Source organism: Campylobacter ureolyticus, from assembly GCF_027277485.1.
Taxonomy (GTDB): domain Bacteria; phylum Campylobacterota; class Campylobacteria; order Campylobacterales; family Campylobacteraceae; genus Campylobacter_B; species Campylobacter_B ureolyticus_B.
This window is the reverse complement of the sequence record NZ_JAPXGQ010000028.1, coordinates 1-3471: the sequence shown is the minus strand read 5'-3', so window position 1 is coordinate 3471 and position 3471 is coordinate 1. Positions and strand designations below refer to the sequence as shown.

General features: G+C 23.2%; 5 protein-coding genes and 1 pseudogene. All 6 read right to left on the bottom strand.

Going from position 1 to position 3471, the window contains the following annotated elements; all coding sequences use genetic code 11:
• Positions 1-672 (bottom strand): annotated as a pseudogene (locus O6B72_RS09250) (hypothetical protein); the annotation flags it as partial.
• Between the two features lie 2 nt (positions 673-674).
• A complete protein-coding gene (locus O6B72_RS09245; RefSeq protein WP_269492983.1) occupies positions 675-926 on the bottom strand; it encodes a hypothetical protein in 252 nt (83 codons plus the stop codon).
• Positions 923-1558, bottom strand: a complete 636-nt coding sequence (locus O6B72_RS09240) for a hypothetical protein (RefSeq protein ID WP_269492982.1) — start codon at positions 1556-1558, stop codon at positions 923-925. The genes O6B72_RS09245 and O6B72_RS09240 overlap by 4 nt, the downstream gene beginning before the upstream one ends.
• A 76-nt stretch (positions 1559-1634) precedes the next feature.
• A complete protein-coding gene (locus O6B72_RS09235; protein WP_269492981.1) occupies positions 1635-2105 on the bottom strand; it encodes a hypothetical protein in 471 nt (156 codons plus the stop codon).
• Entirely contained in the window at positions 2092-2304 is a 213-nt protein-coding gene (locus O6B72_RS09230; protein ID WP_269484391.1) for a hypothetical protein, read from the bottom strand. The genes O6B72_RS09235 and O6B72_RS09230 overlap by 14 nt, the downstream gene beginning before the upstream one ends.
• Positions 2288-3244: a transposase gene (locus tag O6B72_RS09225; protein ID WP_269492980.1), complete on the bottom strand. Its 957-nt coding sequence runs from the start codon at positions 3242-3244 to the stop codon at positions 2288-2290. Before O6B72_RS09225 ends, O6B72_RS09230 begins: the two co-directional genes overlap by 17 nt.
• Positions 3245-3471: the final 227 nt, after the last annotated feature.

Below are 3471 nucleotides of genomic sequence, written 5' to 3'. Positions count from 1 at the left end.
AATTCTAAACATTGCAGGACTTTTTCCAAAACTCACTCCCTCAAATTGATTAAACCTTATAAAAGCTTTTGTATCCATTGATGAAAAATCTATAAATTTCATCTCTTTTTCATCATTATCGATTAAACTATCAAAATTTGTGCTATCAATATGATTTGATATTTTTCTAGTTGTGCGAAATTTAAAATAATCATTTGGAGTATATTTTATACCTGTTATATCAGTGCATAAATCAAATCTAAGAAGTGTTACCTCATAATAATTAGCAAATATTCTTTTTAGCATTTGACTTACAAATTCATAAGCTTTTTGATGACCAAATACAAGTAAAAATCTACTCCTAAACTGAACTTTTAAATGATATAAATTCTTTATTTCAAATTTAGTATTTGCTACACTTACAAAGATATCATCATTTTTAAATAAATAGGTGTAATTTTGAATACCTTTACTTGAAATTAAAAAATCGCCTAAATTCAAATTAAGTGTTGATTTTACAAATTTTTCACCATAGCTATTTATATCTTTTGCTTGATTTTTTAATTTTGCTAAATTATCTAAAAAAACGCTATAAGTTGTATTATAAAAAATTTCATCAGCACATTTTACACCAATTACAAGAGTATCTATACCTTGATGAAGTATTTTTATGTTTTTTTCATCATATAGCATTTTTAAACTCTAAAGATTTTTAAAATGCAATCATTATCTATTTTTGAAAGTAATACATAAAAATAAGGCTTTTTACCTTGTAAAGTTTGTTTGTAAATGATACAATTATCCCGTCTGAAATAATAAGAGTTTTCAAGCGTATTTATAAATTCTCTTATTTTTTCATTTATAAAATACGAAGAGTTGATAGGCTCTTCGTAACAATCTTGTAAATATATAGTTTTAATTAAATTTCTAAATTTTAATTTTTTCATCTTAATTCACTTTTTAAAAAATCAATGAACTTTTTATCTAAATTTATACTTTTATCTGCTTCAAAACTAAAATAAATTATAAAATCATTTCCAGTTATTTTACGATGTAAATTATCTCCACTTGTAGTTTTTGAAAAGTATTTGTTATTTATAAACTCAGTATAGATATGAAGCATATGACTGTCATATTCCCAATCATCAATTTTTACCTCTTCAAATCCTAAAAAGTCTTTTAAATCATTTAGTATTTTATTTAATTTTATTCTATCTTCTTGCTTACTTAATGACCTACCAAAACCTTTTAATATCCATTTTAAATATGTCATATTGATTTCCTTATATGAGATTATCATTCTATTTTCCAAACTTATTTTTATAGCTTCTAAATCATTTAAATTATGTTTCTTTGATAGTTTTATGATATTTTGCATATCTCTATCAAACATTTCATTTTCCATAATGGCTAATCTATGTAAATTTGAATATGAATGGTCATATTTTAAATAAAATTCTATTAATTCAAAATCTGTCATAGCCATAAATGGCTTAAATGCAAGCAATGTTTTTCTATATTTTTTTTGATAATTTTTGCGTAAATTTTCATTGATTAATTTTAATCTTTGATTTATCATTTTTTATCTCTTTTTTGACTGTGTCCCACCTAACCCTATTGATAAATAGGGCGGCAACAAAATAAAAAGCTCCATTTTAAGGAGCTTTTGTGTAAGTAGTGTTTTTTGCTTCTGCGACAGAAATACTTTTTTCTTGTTGTAAAGTAGTGATTTCAAGTTGTGAAACAAGGTAATTTTCAAAGTCTTCAAAACTTTCAAATTTAACTGTTGGAACTGTATTATAATTATCTTTATAACTTACATATTCTATCTTTCCAGTTGCTACATAAACAAATTCTTCTTTTAATGTTATAAATTGCTCTTGAGATATTCTTGTTGAGTGAGTTCCACCTGAATTCATTGCTAGAAAAGTTAAATAATAACTATCATCCCACTTTTCAACTTCTCCTGTTGCTTGATTTATTACAGGATTACCGTCTTTATCTGTTTTTTCTTTACCCTCACTTTTGTTTAATTTTATTACTTTTATTTTTTGTATAAAAGTATCATTATTTGAGTTCATTATTTGATAAAACTTTTTGAAATTTTGCATTTCATTTTTTGTCATTTTTTGTTCCTTTATTTGAATTATTTATTTTATTTTCTAATAAATATAAGTTGTTTATAGTGCAACTTAAAACGCTTTTTGATATACCGTAAATTTCTACTATTTCTTTTCTTTTTATCTCTATTACTCCTTGATTGTTTTTGAATTTGTTTAAAACATAATGAAGTATTTTTGCTTCTGTTTTATTTATAGATATCATCTTTAAAATACCTTGATTTTAAATACCTAATAATTGCACACATAACAGCAACAATAGCAACTTTTTTTGACTTATTATTTGATAAAAGTCTTTCATAACGCTGTTTAAATACTTCATTATGTCTTATGCAAGACAAAGCAGATAAATACAAAATTCTTCTTATGTTTGAATTGCCGATTTTATTTATTTTTTGTGATTTTTTTACAGATATTCCACTTTCATAAATTCTTGGACTTAAACCCAAATAACTTATAATTTCTTTTGATGATTTATTTCTGTTATAATGAAGAATTGGAAAAAGACTTAATGCTAAACTTTTACCTATTCCTTTATTGTTATTGATTATCTCGTCAGTTACTGGTATTTCATCTTTTAAAAGTTCATAGGCTATATCTTCAAGTCTTTTTAAAGTTTGTTTTATGATATTTTTTAAATTTATAATGATTTGTTTTAATGTTTCATCATTTGCATTTATTTGCGATTTTTCAAAATTCTTAAGTTGTGTTTGCATTTTTACAACTATACTATAAGTCGAATTGTAACTTTGAATTAATTTATATTTAGAATTAAATTTGCTTTGTATAAAAGTATTTCCAAAATGCTTACAATAATAAGCAAGTCCATAGCTATCTGTGATATCAGTTTTTATATGTGTTAAGTGTTTTAAAAATAAACTTGATTTATAAGCATTAATTTCTGAATAAGATATTTTTTGATTTGTGAAATATTTAGCCAATTCTATGTGATAATTATTTGTTGCTTCATAACAAACTGCGATTTCATTGAATTTAAAACTATCAAAAAAAGCTTTTATATTTGTATGATTATTTTTAATTTTATAACAGTCTTTTTTAGTTTCATCAGTAGTTAAAAAACATATATCTAAAGTATCTTTACTTACATCTACCCCAACAAAATATTTTATACCGTCTAATTTCATTTTATATCCCTTTTTTAATAAATAAAAATTAGCTTTGTTTCTTTCTTGTATTCTGTTTTATTTCAAACAAAGATTTTTATCCAAAATCAAAGCCATTTTTAGCACAAAATCTTAAAAACTGTGTCAAAATACTAAATTTATATATTTAATATTTAGCACATGGTTTATTCCCTGTGTCTAAAAAAAGCTTACATTTATTAGTTAAATGTTAAGGGGTATCATACAAG

Excerpts from the sequence above, each read along its gene's own strand:
- O6B72_RS09230 (WP_269484391.1), bottom strand. The coding sequence starts at position 2,304 with ATGATATCTATAAATAAAACAGAAGCAAAAATACTTCATTATGTTTTA.
- O6B72_RS09245 (WP_269492983.1), bottom strand. The coding sequence starts at position 926 with ATGAAAAAATTAAAATTTAGAAATTTAATTAAAACTATATATTTACAA.
- O6B72_RS09225 (WP_269492980.1), bottom strand. The coding sequence starts at position 3,244 with ATGAAATTAGACGGTATAAAATATTTTGTTGGGGTAGATGTAAGTAAA.
- O6B72_RS09240 (WP_269492982.1), bottom strand. The coding sequence starts at position 1,558 with ATGATAAATCAAAGATTAAAATTAATCAATGAAAATTTACGCAAAAAT.
- O6B72_RS09235 (WP_269492981.1), bottom strand. The coding sequence starts at position 2,105 with ATGACAAAAAATGAAATGCAAAATTTCAAAAAGTTTTATCAAATAATG.